Source organism: Streptomyces sp. NBC_00094 (assembly GCF_026343125.1).
Lineage (GTDB): Bacteria > Actinomycetota > Actinomycetes > Streptomycetales > Streptomycetaceae > Streptomyces.
In genome coordinates, this window is record NZ_JAPEMB010000001.1 from 7,629,627 (window position 1) to 7,646,005 (window position 16,379).

Annotated in this window: 14 protein-coding genes and 1 riboswitch; of the genes, 6 read left to right on the forward strand and 8 right to left on the reverse strand. The window is 71.1% G+C overall.

Annotated elements, in window-relative coordinates; genetic code table 11:
• Positions 1–5 precede the first annotated feature (5 nt).
• Complete coding sequence (locus tag OG580_RS33660) at positions 6–392, forward strand: hypothetical protein (protein WP_267047439.1); 387 nt, start codon at positions 6–8, stop codon at positions 390–392.
• 140 nt (positions 393–532) lie between these two features.
• Complete coding sequence (locus tag OG580_RS33665) at positions 533–2,419, forward strand: long-chain fatty acid--CoA ligase (RefSeq protein WP_267047440.1); 1,887 nt, start codon at positions 533–535, stop codon at positions 2,417–2,419.
• Positions 2,420–2,505: 86 nt separating this feature from the next.
• Here OG580_RS33665 and OG580_RS33670 read toward each other — a convergent pair whose 3' ends face one another.
• Complete coding sequence (locus tag OG580_RS33670; RefSeq protein ID WP_267047441.1) at positions 2,506–3,873, reverse strand: pyridoxal-dependent decarboxylase; 1,368 nt, start codon at positions 3,871–3,873, stop codon at positions 2,506–2,508.
• 163 nt (positions 3,874–4,036) lie between these two features.
• Here OG580_RS33670 and OG580_RS33675 point away from each other — a divergent pair, with 163 nt between their 5' ends.
• Entirely contained in the window at positions 4,037–4,960 is a 924-nt protein-coding gene (locus tag OG580_RS33675; RefSeq protein ID WP_267047442.1) for an ABC transporter ATP-binding protein, read from the forward strand.
• A complete protein-coding gene (locus OG580_RS33680; protein WP_267047443.1) occupies positions 4,957–5,778 on the forward strand; it encodes an ABC transporter permease subunit in 822 nt (273 codons plus the stop codon). Before OG580_RS33675 ends, OG580_RS33680 begins: the two co-directional genes overlap by 4 nt.
• A 74-nt stretch (positions 5,779–5,852) precedes the next feature.
• On the opposite strand, the gene OG580_RS33685 is transcribed toward OG580_RS33680, so the two are convergent.
• The 3 genes from OG580_RS33685 to OG580_RS33695 form a co-directional block, all read right to left on the reverse strand.
• Positions 5,853–7,199 carry a nicotinate phosphoribosyltransferase gene (locus tag OG580_RS33685; RefSeq protein ID WP_267047444.1) on the reverse strand — a complete coding sequence of 449 codons (1,347 nt, stop codon included), beginning with the start codon at positions 7,197–7,199 and terminating at the stop codon, positions 5,853–5,855.
• A 104-nt stretch (positions 7,200–7,303) separates the two neighbouring features.
• Positions 7,304–8,293 (reverse strand): nitroreductase, encoded by a 990-nt coding sequence (locus tag OG580_RS33690; protein WP_267047445.1) that lies wholly within the window; start codon positions 8,291–8,293, stop codon positions 7,304–7,306.
• Positions 8,294–8,342: 49 nt separating this feature from the next.
• Entirely contained in the window at positions 8,343–8,759 is a 417-nt protein-coding gene (locus tag OG580_RS33695) for a hypothetical protein (protein WP_267047446.1), read from the reverse strand.
• A gap of 337 nt (positions 8,760–9,096) precedes the next feature.
• On the opposite strand from OG580_RS33695, the gene OG580_RS33700 reads away from it, so the two are divergent.
• The gene (locus OG580_RS33700) at positions 9,097–10,500 is read left to right on the forward strand and encodes a sulfatase (protein ID WP_267047447.1); all 1,404 of its coding nucleotides are present in this window, start codon (positions 9,097–9,099) and stop codon (positions 10,498–10,500) included.
• 69 nt (positions 10,501–10,569) lie between these two features.
• On the opposite strand, the gene OG580_RS33705 is transcribed toward OG580_RS33700, so the two are convergent.
• The 3 genes from OG580_RS33705 to OG580_RS33715 all read right to left on the reverse strand — a co-directional run bounded on the left by OG580_RS33705 (position 10,570) and on the right by OG580_RS33715 (position 13,486).
• Positions 10,570–10,998 (reverse strand): acyl-CoA thioesterase, encoded by a 429-nt coding sequence (locus OG580_RS33705; RefSeq protein ID WP_323182654.1) that lies wholly within the window; start codon positions 10,996–10,998, stop codon positions 10,570–10,572.
• A 127-nt stretch (positions 10,999–11,125) separates the two neighbouring features.
• A riboswitch (cobalamin riboswitch) is annotated at positions 11,126–11,355 on the reverse strand.
• Between the two features lie 69 nt (positions 11,356–11,424).
• Entirely contained in the window at positions 11,425–12,861 is a 1,437-nt protein-coding gene (locus tag OG580_RS33710) for a DUF2252 domain-containing protein (protein WP_267047448.1), read from the reverse strand.
• 172 nt (positions 12,862–13,033) lie between these two features.
• Positions 13,034–13,486: a hypothetical protein gene (locus OG580_RS33715; RefSeq protein WP_267047449.1), complete on the reverse strand. Its 453-nt coding sequence runs from the start codon at positions 13,484–13,486 to the stop codon at positions 13,034–13,036.
• A gap of 375 nt (positions 13,487–13,861) precedes the next feature.
• Between OG580_RS33715 and OG580_RS33720 the strand changes: the two genes are divergently transcribed.
• Positions 13,862–14,545: a CPBP family intramembrane glutamic endopeptidase gene (locus OG580_RS33720; RefSeq protein ID WP_267047450.1), complete on the forward strand. Its 684-nt coding sequence runs from the start codon at positions 13,862–13,864 to the stop codon at positions 14,543–14,545.
• Here the strand turns inward: OG580_RS33720 and OG580_RS33725 are convergent.
• A complete protein-coding gene (locus OG580_RS33725) occupies positions 14,526–16,367 on the reverse strand; it encodes an alpha/beta hydrolase (protein ID WP_267047451.1) in 1,842 nt (613 codons plus the stop codon). The two genes, OG580_RS33720 and OG580_RS33725, sit on opposite strands and share 20 nt — an antisense overlap.
• Positions 16,368–16,379: the final 12 nt, after the last annotated feature.

Here is a 16,379-nt window from a genome sequence, read left to right on the forward strand (position 1 = left end):
GAGCAATGTTGGTCCACACGGAGAAGATCCCACAGCGGCCCACGGCAGTTCGGGTTCACACACCCATCGGATCCGCCGTGGTCCTCTGGCGTGGTGATCCGCAGGAAGCAGACGGCCACCACCTCGTCGAATGGACCATCGACGATGGTATCCACTGGGGGAAGAACACGCATTCAGCCTCTTGCGCCGAGCCGGGCATCCGGCAGGACGGCGACCGGCTGGTCCTGCGCGGTCGCCTCCAGCTCACGGGAGATGACGCGGCCTATCTTCAGATGGGCTACTGGCCGGTCCTGTTCGATGTCGCGTCACCGATCCCCGACAGCGTCGATGGCGCCTGGGTGGAGATCAGCGTCGAAGCAGGAAGCGTCGCCCTCCACCCCTATCAGACCTGACATCACAAGATCTTCGACAGAGCGCGTTTATCCTCTACTCCCCTTACGCGCCGGGGTGTTTCCCCTTAGCCTCTCCACTGCTCGCAAGTTACCCGCCGGTCAATGAAGCGTTGACGGGCGCCCTGGGCCCGGAGGTCGACATGAGTTCCGCGCAGTACCTTCTCGAGAACCGGCCGCACTCGGTGGCACACCTCTTCCTCTCAAGGGTCGAGGCCACGCCCGACAGGGAGGCCTACCGCTTTCCGGTGGCGGCCGACCACGGTGCTCCCGGCGCCGAGGAGTGGACCTCGCTGACATGGGCGCAGACCGCGGAGCGCGTGAAGGCGATCGCGGCCGGCCTGCTCTCCCTCGGGCTGCGACCCGAGGAGCGGGTGGCCATCTCCTCCTCGACCCGGGTGGAGTGGATCCTCGCCGACCTGGGCGTGATGTGCGCCGGTACCGCCGCGACCGCCGTCTACCCGAGCACCGACGCCGAGGAGACGGCGTACATCCTCGCCGACTCCGACAGCCGGGCGATCTTCGTCGAGAACGCCGCCCAGCTGGCCAAGGTGGCCGTCCACGCCGAACGCCTGCCCGAGCTCGGCCACGCGATCCTCTTCGACGCCGAGGGGGACATACCCCGGATCGAGGGGGTGGACGTACTGACCCTCGCCGAGCTGGAGAAGCGCGGCCGGGCTCACCTGCAGGAGCATCCGGACGCGATCGACACGACGGTCCGGGCCATCGAGCGGGATCGACTCGCCACCCTGATCTACACCTCCGGAACGACCGGCCGCCCGAAGGGCGTGCGCCTGGTGCACGACTGCTGGTCCTACCAGGCCGTCGCGCAGGAGGTCAGCGGGCTGCTGCTCCCCGAGGACGTGCAGTTCCTGTGGCTGCCGCTGTCCCATGTCTTCGGCAACGCCCTGATCTCCGGTCAGGTGAGGACCGGCAGCGTGATCGCGGTGGACGGACGCATCGACCGCATCATCACCAACCTGCCCGCCGTCCGGCCCACCGTCATGGCCTCCGCACCGCGGATCTTCGAGAAGGTCTACAACGGCATCGCGGCCAAGGCCAGGGCCGAGGGCGGCGCCACGTACAAGATCTTCCTGTGGGCGGCGAAGGTCGCCCGCGACTACGCCAGGACCGGGCAGGAGCAGATGGTCGCGACGGGAAGGCGCAAGGTGCCGCTGTCGCTCACCGTGCAGCACGCCGTCGCCGACAAGCTGGTCTACGGCAAGATCCGCGCCGCCTTCGGGGGCGAACTCCGCGGCAGCGCGTCGGGAAGCGCCGCGCTCGCCCCCGACATCGGCTACTTCTTCGCCGGCGCCGGCGTGCCCGTCCTGGAGGGCTACGGCCTGACGGAGACCAGTGCCGCCTGCACGGTCAACCCGGTCGACGACTTCCGGGTGGGCACGGTCGGCAGACCCCTGCCCGGCACCGAGGTCCGCGTCGCCGAGGACGGGGAGATCCTCCTGAGGGGCCCCGGTGTCATGCGCGGCTACCACAACCTTCCGGAGAAGACCGCCGAAGTGCTGGAGAGCGACGGCTGGTTCCACACCGGCGACATCGGCGAGGTCGACAAGGACGGCTTCGTCAGGATCACCGACCGCAAGAAGGACCTCTTCAAGACCTCGGGCGGCAAGTACATCGCCCCCACGGAGATCGAGAGCCGCTTCAAGGCCGTCTGCCCGTACGTCAGCAACATCCTGGTCATCGGCAACGGCCGCAACTACTGCACCGCCCTGATCACGCTCGACGAGAGCGTGATCATGCCCTGGGCGGCATCCCACGACCTGGGGGGCCGTGGCTACGCCGAGGTCGTCACCTCACCGGAGGCGCACGCGCTGATCGAGGGCTTCGTCCAGCGCGTCAACGGCGACCTGCAGCGATGGCAGACGATCAAGAAGTTCTCGGTGCTCCCGCGCGACCTCGACGTCGAGCACGGCGAGCTCACCCCCAGCCTCAAGGTCAAGCGGCCCGTCGTGGAGCGCCACTACGCCGAGGACATCGAGACCATGTACGAGGGGGCCCGCGAAGCGTGACGTCCCCGTCGACGGCGGTCTCCCTGTCGGCCGGCGGTCTCCCCGCCGTCGGTCGGCCACCCTGTCGGCCGGCGGTCTCCCCGTCGTCAGGCGCCGACGGCCGCACGCCGGATCGCGTCGAGCGTGCGCCGCACGTCGTCGTCGGTCGTCGACCAGTTGCTCACCGAGATCCGCATCACGCGTCTGCCGTGCCAGGTGGAGCCGCTGATCCACGCCGTGCCGTCGTCGAGCAGCCGGGCGAGGACCCGGTCCGTGCGTTCGTCGCCGCCGAACTCGGCGCAGACCTGTGTGAACACCACGTCGTTGAGGACCGTCGCGCCGTCGATCCCGGCGATGCCGGCGGCGAACGCGGAGGCATGACGGCACAACCGCTCGACGAGGTCGGTGACCCCTGACCGGCCGAGGGACCTGAGGGCGGCCCACACGGTGAAGGCTCTGCCGCGTCGCGAGAGTTCGGGCACCTTGTCGATGGGGTCGCCGTGTTCGTGCTGGATGAGGTAGTCGCCACGCTCACCCATCGCCGCCCGGACCGCGGACGGATCACGCACGATCGCGAGTCCGCAGTCGTAGGGGACGTTCAGGGTCTTGTGGGCGTCCGTCGCCCAGGAGTCCGCGTCCGCGCAGCCCGCCGTCAGATGGGCGTAGCGCGGTGAGGCGGCCGCCCACAGGCCGAACGCGCCGTCGACATGGACCCAGGCGCCTGCCTCGCGCGCGGCGCGCACGCTCTCGGCGAAGGGATCGAAGGCGCCGGAATGGATCTCGCCGGCCTGGAGGATCACGATCGTGGGGCCCTGCCCCCCGGCCGCCAGCGCGTGCCGCAGGGCCACGGGCTCGATGCGTCCCTGATCGTCCGCCTTCACCGGCTCGGGCCTGCCGAGCCCGAGGTAGCGCAGCGCCAGGTCGATGGCCATGTGCCGGGACTCGCCGGCGACGACACGCACGGGCGGGCCACCGGTGAGGCCGTCACGCGCGACGTTCCAGCCTCCTCGCCGCAGCACCTCGTCCCGTCCGGCGGCGAGGCACGTGAAGTTCGCCATCGTCGCACCCGTGGTGAAGCCGACGGAGCTGTCGCCCGGCAGGCCGAGCAGATCGAGCAACCAGGCGCCGGCGATCTCCTCCGTCGCCGTGTACGCGGGCGAGACGGCGCGCATCACGCAGTTCTGATCCCAGGCGCTGACCAGCCAGTCGGCGGCCAGCGCGGCCGGTTCGGTGCCTCCGACCACGAACCCGTAGAACCGGCCACTGGGGAACGCGGTGAGTCCCGGCTCGCAGGCCGTGGCCAACAGGTCGACGACGTCGGCGGGCGCGCTGGGTCCGTCAGGCAGGTCGACACCGAGCGCGCGCACGGTCTCGTCGACCGAGGCGCGGGCGGGAACCCGGCGGTCGGACAGACTCGCGAGCCACCGGACAGCATGGTCGTGCGCCTGCCGGAGCGCCGCTTCACGCGCGTCCATACCTCGGACTATGCGACCTCCGCCGGCACCACGCAACATCGGCGGGGTGGCGGGCGGGCCGCGTCGTCGAGGAGTCCGGCCCGCCGAGCACGCTCCGGCGGCAGGTGCCTCCGGAGCGGAAGGCGGGTGGCCGAGTGGCCGAGCGGCGGGACAGACTGGTCGCATGGGCGAGACCGGCGCCATCGAGCTGAGTCGGCTCTCGAAGCGCTACGGATCGGTCCTCGGGGTCGAGACGCTGTCCTTGACGGTGAGGACCGGGGAGGTCTTCGGCTTCCTCGGCCCCAACGGGGCCGGCAAGACGACGACACTCCGCTGCATGGCCGGGCTGCTCAGACCCACGTCGGGCCGGATACGGGTGCTCGGTCTCGACCCGGTCGCGGACCACTCACGGCTCGCGCCCGAACTCGGCTACCTCCCCGGTGAGCTGCGGTTCTACCCCGAACTCACCGGGGAGCAGACACTCGACCTGCTCACCGCCCTGCAACGGGCTCCGTCACCCCGCCGCGAGGAGCTCTGCTCACGCCTCGGCCTCTCCGGCGGAGACCTGCGACGTCCCGTCCTCGGCTACTCCCGGGGCATGAAGCAGAAGCTCGGGCTCGTCCAGGCCCTGCAGCACGATCCCCGCATCGTCGTCCTCGACGAACCGACGGAAGGCCTCGACCCGCTCGTACAGGAGACGTTCTACGCGCTGATGGCCGAGGCGGCCGAGGCCCGGCACACGGTGCTGCTCTCCAGCCACGTCCTGCCGGAGGTGCAGCGGGTGTGCGGCAGGGTCGCCATCGTCCGGGAGGGGCGCCTCGTCACCGTCGAGCGGGTGGACGCCCTGCGGGAGGCCCGGGCCCGCAGGATCCGGGTCTCCCTCGCCGGTGGATCCGCCGACCGTCCCCGGCGACTCGGGAGGGCCGAGCGCTGGAACCCGCGCTGGCAGGGCGACCGTGCCGAGCTGCTGGTCCCGCCGAGCGAGGTCACGGGCACACTGCGTGACCTCCTGGCGCTCCCCGTCACCGACATCACGGTGGAGGAGGCCGGCCTCGACGAGGCGTTCCTCGATCTCTACCGGGACCACACGTCCGAGGAACCGCCGTGAACGCGCGCCTGCCGTTGCTGTGGCTCGCGCTGCACCGCAGACGGCGCATGCTCGTCGCCGTCCTGATCGGCATGGTGGTGTTCGAGACGCTCATCGTCGTCGTGACGAACACGATCCCGCCCGGGCAGCTCTTCTCCGGCGGCCGGAAGGGGCCTCCGGCGGCGTACCGGGCGTTCAGCGGCTCCAGCGGTGACGTGTCGATCGCCAGCTACCCGGGGCTGCTCGGGGCGGGCCTCGTCCACCCCTTCTGGATCGCCCTCCAGCTGACCGTGATCGGCTCCCTGGCGGCCGCGGCCGTCGCCGCCGACGTGGAGTCCGGCACGATCGAGCTCGTCGTGGTCCGCCCCGTGACCCGCACCCGGCTCCTTGTCGAACGCACCGCCGCCCTCCTCATCGCCAGCGGAGCCCTGACCGCCGCCGCCACCCTGACCGTCGCCGCCGGTGTGGCGCTCTCCCCGGCGATCCACGCGGACGTCGGCCTCGGCGGAGTGTTCGCGGCCGGACTCATGGGGTACGCCTTCGCCCTGTGCCTGATCGGACCGGCTCTCGCCGTGTCGGCGGCCGGGCGAAGACGGTCCCAGGTCCTCGGTGCCGTCATCGGAATCGGCGCCGTGGGCTTCGCCGTCAATTTCATCGCCCTCGCCTGGGAACCCGCCGCGCCGCTGCGGTACGCCAGCCCCTTCCACTACTACGCCCCGGGAGACGCCCTCGCGCGGGGAGCCGTCCTGTGGCCGCAGCTCACGGTCCTGCTGGGTGTCGGAACGGTCGGCTTCCTCCTCGCCCACGCACTGCTCCGCCGCCGTGACCTGGCCCCCTGAAGGGCGGAACCACAGCGGCCTCCGCCGTCGGCGGCCCGCGCCGAGGGCCGTTCCCGCGAGTACCGGAATCCATGTCACCCCGGCACCGTCCGCCCCGCACCCGTCCGCGCCTCGATGCGGTGCCGGACGACGGTCGTCAGTGCCGAGAGCCGTGTCGACACCACCGGGACGGGCGGCACGGGCGCCTCGATGCGCCGGGCCTCGTCCGGCAGCGCGGCGAGATCGGCCTCGAAGCGGGCACGGGCGGTGTCCAGGGTCTCGGGCGGCTCGGTACGCAGTCCGCCGCGCATGACGGTCCGGAGCATGGGCTCCATGCCCTCGGGCGGTTCCTCGTTCGCCAGGCCGATGACGTCGCGCAGGCCGGGGCCACGGAAGACCTGCTTCAAGCCCGGCGCCGTCACCTTCGCCGACGACAGCTTCATGACCGGCCGGCCGTCGTACTCGACCAGCTTGTACGCCGCGTCCAGATAGGGGGCGTCGGCGGCCGTGCCGACCTTCGACCCCAGGGCGTAGGCGTCGATCGGTGCCCCCTCCCGTACGAGTCGGTCGACGCCGTACTCGTCCAGGCCGCCGCTCGCGATGATCCGCACGTCACCCAGTCCCACCGCGTCGAGGGCCGTACGGGCACGGCGGGCCAGCGCGCCCAGGTCACCGCTGTCGAGGCGGATCCCGCACCCCGGACCCAGCCCCAGGTCCACGAACACGCGCGCGGCCGTCGCGACGCCGCGCTCGGTGTCGTACGTGTCGACCAGGAAGGTCACCGGGCCCGGATGGGTGCGGGCGAAGGCCCGGAAGGCCTGCTCCTCGGAGCCGAAGGCCTCGACGTACGAGTGGGCCATCGTGCCCGCCGCAGGGATGCCGTACCGGCGCGCGGCGGCGACGTTGCTCGTGCCGGCGAAGCCCACCAGGGCGCACAGGCGGGCCGCCTGCATGCCCGCTTCCGGCCCGTGGGCACGGCGCAGCGAGAAGTCCACCAGCGGCCGCCCCGCTCCGGCCAGCACGCACCGCGCCGCCTTCGACGCGACCGCCGTCTGATGACACAGGAGGGACAGCAGGTACGTCTCCACGAGCTGCGCCTGCGGCAGTGGCGCGGTCACCTCCAGGAGCGGCTCACCGGCCAGTACGAGCCGGCCTTCGGGTACGGCACGTACCTGGCCGTCGAAGGACAGGCCCTGGAGCGGCGCCAGGTCCTCCACGGGCCGCCGCAGCGCCTCGGCGAACTCCTGGACGTCCGAGCGGCCGACGCGGAAGCGGGCGAGGTAGTCGAGGGCCGGTTCCAGCCCGGCGGCGACGAGGAACCCGCGGCCCGGCGGCAGCTCGCGCACGAAGAGGCTGAAGGTGGCCGACGCCCGCATGTCCTCCCGCAGGTACGAGAGCGCCATCGTGGCCTCGTACAGATCGGTGGTCGTCACCTGGGACATGCTTCGATGATGCGCGGGCGGCCGGTGCTCCGCACGGGGAGCACCTGCTCGACGGCGTTCCGGCGGATCTCGGTGTCGCGGTGGCCGGGTATCCCGGCGGATGTTCAGTCGAAGGTGAGTACCTCCGAGACGGGTCGGCGGGGGGTGGCCCGTCCGGGAGGGCCGTACCCCAGGCGGATCACCATGTGCACGAAGCCCGTCGTCGAAGCCGGATCCCGTACGACGGGGCGGAGCTCGGACCACTCCAGGGGCTGGGACATGAGGGAGGTCGACAGACCGTCGAGGGTCGCCCGGAGCAGTACCCGCTGCAGGGCCTGCCCCGCCTTCAGCCACTCCTCGGGGCCGTCCTCCGCCGTCCCGAGGAGCGCGATCCGGGGTCGCTTCTCGAAGGAGGCCGCGTCACGGGCCGTGACGCGGCGGGAGGGGTCGAAGTCACGGATGGGAGAGGTCACGTCGTACTGCCGCGGGCCGAAGGCATACGAAGGGATGCCCTCGGTCCCGGGGCCCTCGTCGGCCGCACCCGTGCGCGTCCAGGCGGCGATCTCCTCGCGAACCGCCGCGTGCGCGGCCTCGAAGTTCTCGGAGTCGTGGACGAGTCCGAGGACGGCTTCGGTGTGCCACGCTCCGGGAAGGACCAGTCGGCAGCCTTCCAGAAGGGCCGCGGCACAGAGCGCGTCGGTCACCTCGGAGGGGATCGGTTCCTCGGTGAAGGGGAACCGGCTGGTGTGCCGTCGTGGCAGAGCGGCGTGAAGCTCGACGAGATCGCGGTCGATGTCGTCCGGCCCGTGGAGTTCCACGTCGGCGAAGTGCCAGGGGTCTCCCGGGCGGGGGAGCAGCCTGACCTCGGCGTGCCGGTCCCTGTGCGCTGCGGCGACCCGCAGACCGAACAGGGCGGCGCCGCAGCCGAGGTGGAGGGCGCGGTGGTCGGGGTCCTCGTGAGGCATGCCGCGCAGCGGATCGCCATGCAGCTCGATGATGCCGGCGTCCGCCCTGCAGACGAACTTCCAGGGCTGTGCGTTGTGCATCGAGGGGGCCGTGACGGCGTCCTTCACCAACGACGTCACGAGGGGTGGGGTGAGATCGGTGGGGGACACGATGGGTCCTGTCTGTGAGGAGTCACCAGGAGATGTCGTGCGCAGTCCGTCACAAGGATTGTCCGTCAAGAAGCATCCGCATGGGCACTGGGAGGATCTCTTCGAGATCGTCCTCGGTGGCCGGTACGTGCTGCTGGACTCCGCGATGGGCGGGAGCGACGTCGACGAGGCGGACGTCCTCCGTGTCGACATCCCGGAGGGGCGGTATCGAGTGCAGTCCCTGGTGATCGCTCCGAGCGACGAGGCGGAGTTCCGGTTCGACCGGCTCGTCTCCGTAGACGTTACGCGTCAGGGTGCCCTGGGTGGTGTCCTCGATGATCCAGGGCGGCTCGTCGGAGTCGTCCCCGTAATGGTTGAGCTTGCTGGTCGAGTTGGCCCAGGTGCCGTCGGGCTGCTTCGTCTCGGTGGTGAACGCGGTGAAGCGGTGTGCCGGGTCGAGGCTCCGGGACTGGCGCTTGTCGCCCACCGCCAGGCCTTCCGCCGGGCCCGCGACCGGCGGGACATCGGGGCGTCGCCCATTTCATCTGCCGTACATGGAAACGGTGTTCCCGCTCGCCTACTCTCGTCGCCATGGCAGCAGGAATCCTCACTGCGCGCCGCCACGTCGACCAAGGTCACGTGGCGAGCGCCCTGTGTACGGTCGCCCCGGCGCGCTGAACGCGCCCTCTCCCCCCACGGGATCCCCACCTGGCGCCCCCGCCTGACTCCCGTCTCTTCCCTTCCGCATCGCGGCCGACGGCTCGTCCCTCGTCCGTTCGTCCGCCGTGCCCCCATGCGCAGACGCCCCAGGAGGAATGGACATCATGAGCGAGAACCAGCGCCCGCCGGTGAGCCGACGAGGCTTTCTCGGCGGTGCCGCCGCCGTCGCGGCCGCGACCGCCGTACCCGCCCTCGCGCAGGTCGCCGGAGCCGGGCCCGCCGCTGCCGCCGGCCGTCCGAACATCCTGCTGATCGTCACCGACGACCAGCCCAAGCACACCGAGTGGGCCCTGCCCAAGACCGTCGCCTGGCTCGCCGACCAGGGCGTGAGGTTCACCAACGGCCATGTCACCACGCCGCTGTGCTCGCCCTCGCGCTCCAGCGTGTTCTCCGGCCGTCACGCCCACAACCACGGCGTGCGCAACAACAAGGCCTCGCACGCGCTCGACCAGAGCACCACCGTGCAGAAGTACCTCAAGCAGGCGGGCTACCGCACCGGCCTGTTCGGCAAGTACCTCAACTCCTGGACCCTGGCGGACAACCCGCCGCACTTCGAGGAGTTCGCCCTCCTCCAGCCCGGATACGTCGACGCCCAGTGGAACGTCGACGGCGCCGTCCAGACGATCGACGGCTACACCACCACCATCGTCAAGAACCGCACGCTGAAATTCCTCGACAAGGCCGCCACCGACCCCCGGCCCTGGTTCGCGTACGTCACGCCCTACGCCTCCCACGGCCCCCGCACCCCCGAGGCGAAGTACGCCGGCACCCCGGTCCCGGAGTGGAACGGCCGCCCCTCCGTGCCCGAGAACGACCGCAGCGACAAGCCGGCCTACATCAGGAACGCGACCGGCACCCTCGCCGACGGCCGGACCATCCGCGCCCAGCAGCTGCGCACCCTGCTCTCCGTCGATGACGCGGTGCAGGCGTTCAAGGACAAGCTCCAGGCCCTGGGGCAGCTGGACGACACCCTCGTCATCTACATCGGCGACAACGGCTTCGGCTGGGGGGATCACGGCTGGACCGCCAAGTCGGTGCCCTACCGCCCGGCCCACGAGGTGCCGTTCTACCTCTCCTGGCCGGCCGGCGGGCTGGGCGCGGGAACGGTGGACGACCGCATCGTCGCCAACATCGACATCGCGCCGACCGTCCTCGACGCGGCCGGCATCACCCCGAGCGCCCCGCAGGACGGCCGGTCCCTGCTCACGACCCACAGCCGTGACCACCTGCTGGTGGAATGGTGGAAGCAGGGCACCGGCACCGGTGGGGCGCCCACCTGGTCCTCGTACGTGGCCAAGGACAAGCAGTACACGGAGTACTACGACCTGACGACCGACGTGAACGGCACCGTGTCCGGCACCGGCCAGGTGAAGTTCCGCGAGTACTACGACCTGGTGGACGACCCGTACCAGCTGACCAACAAGCTGTATCAGGCCACACCGGCCCAGGAGCAGGCTCTCGGCGTCCCCGCCCTGGCCGCCCGGCTCGCCGCCGACCGAGTGTCCTGACCCGCACGCGGTACCGCAGGCGGGCCCCCGTGCCTCGCGACACGGGGGCCCGCCGCCCATCGGGTGCGGCTACGTCTCCAGGAGGCCGGGGACGGGACGCGGCCGGCCGTCGGCGTCGATGGCGACGAAGCTCAGCCGGGCGGTGGCCATTTCCGTGGCGGGGCTGGTGGTGACGTTCCAGCGTTCGGCGGTGACCTGGACGGCGACGGTCATGGAGGTACGGCCGGCGCGTTCGAGCGTGGCGTGGACGGTGAGCAGGTCGCCCGTGCGGGCCGGGGCGAGGAACGTCATCCGGTCCACGGAGACCGTGACGGCGGGGCCGTCCGCGTGCCGGCCGGCCGACGCGGCCGCCGCGTCGTCGATGAGCTTCATGACCACGCCGCCGTGGATGGTCCCGTACAGGTTGGTGTCGTGCTCGCTCATGATGTGGGCGAGGGTCACACGGGAGTCGGCTGGCGCCTTGTGGGCCCGGGTGCCTGTGGTGATGTCCGCGGTCACGGAACTCTCCTTCGCGAGTCGTGTGGGGCGAGCCCGATGACGTACCGCGGACGCGAAGGAACGGCGGGCACGAGAGTGCCCGCTGCCGCCGACCCGCCCACGAGGCCACCGAGATGTCCGTGCGCATCCGTCGCGCACGGGCAGTGGCAGGTCTTCGGACTCGCGGGCACGCCGACGTACGCATGGCACGTACGGGGCATCTACTGGCCGTCGCTTCCCGGACCCGTTCGGGTCCAGTGCGTATGACGGCGGTCGTTCCCGCTCACCGCTGCGGGGCAGTCCCGGATTCCCACCGGGTTCCCTCTTACGACGCATCCCGCCTGGCGGACGGGGCGAACCAGCTGCACCTCACACCCTAGGCGGTGCCTTCGCGGGATCGTTCGCCGCTCGTACGTGACGCCCACCTCACCGGGGGCCTCTCCGGGGTCAGTCCGCCGGTAGTTCCTCCGCGGGCAGCCTGCCCGCGCGCACCGCGTCGACCAGGGCCTGGTGGTCACGCTCGTTCTGGTCGGCGTACGCCTCCGCGAAGGTCGCGATCGCTCGGTCGAACGAGGTGCCGCTGCCCAGGTACGCGGCGATCGCGATCCGGTCACCGGATCGCGCGTGCGCACGAGCCAGCGTGACCCCGCACAGTTCCCCGAACGCCTGCATGTCCTTCGGCCCCATCCGCTCGGGCATGGCGATGCCCTTCCAGTCGCGCAGCTGGCGGACGTAGAAGTCGCGCTTCTTGCCGTCGATCCCGTCCACGCGCTCCCAGCCGAGGAAGATGTCGCTCGTGGCCTGCATCAACCGCTGGCCCGAGACCACTCGCTCGCCCTGGTTGCGGTACGTGCTCGCGCCGACGTGCGCGGCGAGCACGGAGGTGTCCGCCTCCTTGGCCTGGAGGAAGAGCGGGTCCTGATCGTCCCGGCCGAGCAGGAGGAAGATCCAGCAGCGGGTGCCGACGCTGCCGACGCCGACCACCTTGCGCGCGACGTCCACCAGTCGGTAGTCCTCCAGGAGCGTGCGCCGGTCGGAGGCGAGAGTGCGGCCGTACCGCTCGACCAGGCCGCGGAACTGGCGCTCCAGCGCGCTGCGCTCGACGTCCGGCAGCAGGTCGCCGGCCGGGACGAGCAGCGGGGGATCCGCCGCGATCCTGGGTCGGCCGTCGACCGTCTCGGTGAGCTTGTCGAAGGCCTGCAGGCTGTCGTGGGTGCGGGCCTTCGCCATCGCGTGGGTCAGGTTCCTCCGACCGCGCTTCGTTCCGTGGAGCCGTCCCGCGAGCAGGGACTCAAGGAGGTTCGCGTCGATCTTCGCGTACCAGACGTCGATGGTGCGCATACCCGCGAAGCGGATCATCGCCTCGCGGTACGCACGGACCGTGCGCCGGACGATGCGTGCGCGCTCCGCGTCGTCGAAGCCGTTCGCCCGCGCCGCGATGACGAAGCTCGTCGACAGCCGCTTGACGTCCCACTCCCAGGGGCCCGGCAACGTCTCGTCGAAGTCGTTGATGTCGAACATCAACTGCCGTTCAGGCGAGGCGAGCAGGCGGAAGTTGAGAAGGTGGGCGTCTCCGCACAGCTGGGCCGTGAGTCCCGAGCGCGGGGTGCCGGCCAGGTCGGAGGCCATGATCGCGGCGGCCCCCCGGTAGAAACGGAACGGGGACTCCGTCATTCGGGCGTACCGGATCGGTACGAGTTCGGGCACCCGTGCCGCGGACTGCGCCTCCAGGATCTCCAGGGGATCAGCCCTCTCGGGGAACGGCTTGTACTCGGCGTGACTCGATCGCGGCACGCTCCCTCGGGCTTCCTTGCCGAGGGCCGCGCGTTCCTCGGGTGTGGCGTGGGCTGCCGCGCGCATCGCCGTGGTCGGGTTCTGGGGCATCGAAGACTCTCCTGCCTGGCCCTGCGGCCGTTCGGGGTGTCCGGCACAGGGCTGGGGCCTGTCCGGCAGATCAGTCGGACAGGCCCCAGCCCGCCTGGACGGCTCCGCGGGCCTCCGCCGATGTCGGCCGCGCCGAGTAGTCGATGCCGGTGGGCCTGCTGCCGTCGGATCGTCAGTCGGAGGTGTGCGACCAGCTGGAGCACAGCGCCCAGATGATGAACACGTCGATCGCCAGGAGGGTGATCGCCCACCACGGCTGGTACGGCAGCCAGAGGAAGTTGGCGATCATGCTGAGGCCGGCCAGGCCGATGCCGGCCACCCTCGCCCAGTTCGCGCCGCTGAACAGGCCCACTCCGGTGAGAACGATGACGATCCCGAGGATGAGATGGATCCAGCCCCAGGACGTCAGGTCGAACTCGAAGACGTAGTTGCCGACGCGGGCGTACACATCGTCCTCGGCGATGGCCGCGATGCCCTGGAGGAGGGCCAGGACGCCCGAGACGGACAGCAGCACCGCGGCGAACACCGTGCCCCCGTGGGCCACGCCGCCGCCTCCGGACCGGGGCGCACTGTTCGGCGTGGGGCCGGTGTTCCTGTGTCCTCCGGTCGGTGTTTGCTGGCTCATGGAAGTCACCTCGCAGCTTTCGATCCGGTGCCGGGCATCCCGTCGGCGTTGTGATCCGCGCGCGCCTCCTTAGGCATGCCGGTCCAAGGTGCCTAGCTCCGAGTATCGCAGTTGCCGGGCAGGCGTGCTCGGCCGCCGAACGGCCGTGGGGCGTATACGGAGGACGCCCGTCCGCGCGGCTCGGGCGCTCGGGGGAGGCGCCCGGTAGCGTGGATCGAGGGGAGGGCGAGACGCACCAGCCGCCGAACCGAAGGACAGGCCCTCATGCCCTGCCGCGACCCCGACGAGTGCGAGCGGCGTGAGGGACGAAGTCGTCGTGCCGGGGGCGATGGTCCACGGGGCCGACGCCTCGGACGGATCGGCACCTGGCCGGCCGTGGGACTCACGGTGGCCGTGCTCGTCGCCGCCAACCTGGCCTTGCACCGCTGGAGCGGCCTGTTCGGCCTGGTGACGGCTGTCGTCGTCAGCGTTCTGCTCCTCGGTGTACTCCGCTGGGCGGGGGGTACCTGGGCGGACGCCGGCCTGGCGCGTGGCACGCTGCTTCGCGGTACCCGGTGGGCCCTGGTCCTGATCGGCCTGGTCGGCGCCGTCTACCTCGTCGGTGCTCTGCTGCCGGCCACACGGACGTTGTTCGAGGATCGACGGTACGACGGGATGAGCGGGGGCGAGCTGATGATGCGCGTTCTCGTACGAGTCCCCGTCGGCACCGTCCTGGTGGAGGAGATCGCCTTCCGCGGCGTGCTCTACGGGCTGGTGTACCGCGCCCGGGGGGCGGTGTGGGCGACCACGGTGTCGAGCCTGCTGTTCGGCCTGTGGCACGTGCTGCCGTCCCTGGACCTGGCGACGGCGAAGCCCGCACTGAACACGGTCTTCGGCGACTCCGCGTTCGCTGCCGTTCTGGCGGTCGTGGGGGCCGTGCTGTTCACGGCGGCGGCGGGCGTCCTGTTCTGCGAACTGCGCCGCCGTAGCGGCAGCCTGCTGGCTCCGATGGGCCTGCACTGGGCGGTCAACGCACTCGGCTACGTGGCCGGGTTCGTGCTCAGTCTTCCGGGCGAATGATGTCCCTCAGCCGCTCCAGGTCGGGCTCCGTGAATCCGGCCGGCCGCATGACGGCGTTCCATCCGTCGACGTACGCGGCCTTGTACGTGTGACCGTGACCGTCCGGCACGCCCGTGGAGAACGGCAGGTCGGCGGTGACCTGCCAGAAGGTCACGAAGGGCATCCAGACCATGGATTCGAGCACGTCCGAGCCGGGGCGCTCTCCGATCCAGTCGGGTTCGGAGAAGGCAAGGCCGGGACTCCACCAGACGATCGGGTCGGAAGGGTGCATGAGGTAGAGCACCCTCGTCCCGTCCCAGGGCTGGTTCGCCGGAAGTATCCCGGTGGTCGGGTCGTCGGTGAACCGGACGGTCCGCCCCTCCTTGTAGACGGGCTCGATCTCGGGGCTCCCCGCGTCGCGGTGATCACTGAACTCGCGGAACAGGGTGTTGAAGTTCGGCGGACCGGCGAACAGGGTGCCGGCGGTGCGGTTGCGCAGGTCGTACTCCCCGCTGAAGGCCGTCTCACCGCCGAACGACCCCAGGCTCTCACCGGCCACGTACAGCCGTGGACGCTGGTCCTGGGGCAGCTTCGACCAGACGTCGTAGACCGCGTCGAAGAGTTCGCGGCCGGCCTCGCGCGCCTTGGACTGGTCGACGAGATAGGACAGCCACGACGGCAGGTACGAGTACTGCATCGCCACGGTGGCCGAGTCGCCGTTGCCGAGGTACTCGAACGAGTCCACAGCGGCGGGATCGACCCAGCCGCTTCCCGTGGTGGTCATCACGAGCAGGTTCTCGCGTGTGAAGCCGCCGGCCCGTTCGAGGTCCGCGACGGCTCGTTCCGCCCGGCTCTCCGCGTCGTCGGAGGTCGAAAGGCCGGCGTAGGCCCGGACGGGCTCCTGCGCCGTGCGGTGGGTGAACGCGCCGATGTCCCGGGCCGACGGTCCGCTGCCGGTGAACGCCCGGCCCTGCCTGCCCAGCGTGTCCCACGGCACCACAGAACCCGGCCCGCCCGAGCGCAGAGTGGACGTGGGCTGGTGCACGCCCTCCGGCGTCTCGGTGTCACGTACGGAGAACGCCTCGTTGGCCGCGTTCACGAAGCCGCCCAGCAGCACTCCGCTGAACACCGACCAGGCCAGTCCCGCCACCAGCACCCAGCCGACCACCCGTGCCGCGCGTGGGCCGATCCAGCGCCCGAGCAGGCGGGCGGCCCAGTGGTACACGCGTCGTAGCCCCCGCCCGGCGAGGAGGAGGAGCCAGAACACGAGAGCGGCGATGAACGGGCAGGCGACGACGGTGAGGACGTTGAAGTCGGTGACTCCCATGAGTTCACGGATCTCGTGCTGCCAGTACTGCCCGAACCCGAACGAGAGGCCGAACAGCGCGAGGGCGCAGACGAGCAGGACGAGCCATGACCTGCGCGAGGGGGTCCGAGGGTCCCGGTCGGCGAACGCGCGTCCCACATAGGCCGCGAGGACACCGAGCCCGTACCCGATGGCCGCGGTGATGCCGCAGATCAGCCCCTGGAGGACGCCCCCGCGGGGCAGCAGCGACGGAGTGAAGGACAGGCACGCCAGTACGAGCGCGCCCCAGCAGCCGGGCAGCGTGACCTGGGGCAGTCGGCGCGGCTTCCGCGAACCGGGGGACGGTTCGGTGCCGGAGGGGGGCGACGCGTCGGTGCCGGACGGGGGAGACGGCTCGACGTGCTCGGCACCCGACTTACCCGAAGCGTCCCCGGCGGCGCCGCTCCCGGTCGCGTCCATGCCGCCGGGCCGGTCCCGGCCGCCGCCCTCGCGCGATGGCGGACCGTCCGACGGAGACACTGGCGGGTCCTGGTTCATGGCTCTCCTCCG